We start from the raw sequence: 1,135 nt of genomic DNA on the forward strand, positions 1-1,135 counted from the left end.
AATTTGCAGCTGAGGTAGCGACACCTGCGTGGAACTGGCAGCCAAAAGCTGAAAACGCAGCCCTTAAAGCACAAGTCGCAGAGCTGGCGGCTGAAGAGCTGGGCAATGCGTATCGCATTACCGATAAAACAGAACGTCGTGATGCGATTAACGTCATTAAAGGTCAAGCCGTGAGTGCCGTACTGGCCAATGACGGTGACTTAAGCGCCAAAGAAGTGTATGAGCAGCTAGGTGAGCTAGAAAAAAATATTGTACGGGGCCGAGTAGTACGTGGTGAGCCGCGTATTGATGGTCGTGAACCCGATATGATACGCGCCCTCAATGTGGCCACTGGCTTACTGCCACGCACCCATGGTTCATCTTTATTTACCCGTGGTGAAACTCAGTCGTTAGTGACGGCCACCTTAGGTACAGAGCGTGACGCGCAAATGATTGATGAGCTAACCGGCGCTCGTACCAACCGCTTTATGTTGCATTACAACTTCCCTCCTTACTGTGTGGGTGAAACTGGCATGGTAGGTAGCCCTAAGCGTCGTGAAATTGGTCACGGTCGTTTGGCTAAGCGTGGTGTCGCCGCTGTTATGCCAGGTGCTGATGTGTTCCCATACACAGTGCGTGTGGTTTCAGAAATTACTGAGTCTAATGGCTCTTCTTCTATGGCGTCTGTATGCGGTACTTCATTGGCGCTCATGGATGCGGGTGTGCCCATTAAAGCCTCTGTGGCCGGTATTGCCATGGGCTTGGTTAAAGAAGGCGATGACTATGTGGTGTTGTCTGATATTTTAGGCGATGAAGATCACCTAGGTGATATGGACTTTAAAGTGGCCGGTACCAAGCAGGGCATTACTGCGTTGCAAATGGACATAAAAATTGAAGGCATCACCAAAGACATCATGGAAAAAGCCCTTAAGCAGGCTCGTAACGCACGTTTGCATATTCTTGATGTCATGGACGGTGCGCTACAAGCACCCCGTGAAGATATCTCTGATTTTGCGCCTCGTATTCATATCATTAAGATCAAGCCCGAGAAAATTCGTGATGTGATCGGTAAAGGTGGTGCGACCATTCGTGCGCTAACCGAAGAAACCGGCACCACTATTGAGCTAGACGACAATGGTACCGTTAAAATTGCCGC

The 1,135-nt window shown here is 49.6% G+C and carries 1 protein-coding gene; it reads left to right on the plus strand.

Annotation, left to right across the window (positions count from 1 at the left end; genetic code table 11):
• The coding region (pnp, locus tag ACTHY5_RS09185; protein WP_441878953.1) for a polyribonucleotide nucleotidyltransferase at positions 1-1,135 on the plus strand (1,135 nt) is incomplete at both ends.

The sequence above is a fragment of the Oceanisphaera sp. genome, from assembly GCF_052084945.1.
Lineage (GTDB): Bacteria > Pseudomonadota > Gammaproteobacteria > Enterobacterales > Aeromonadaceae > Oceanimonas.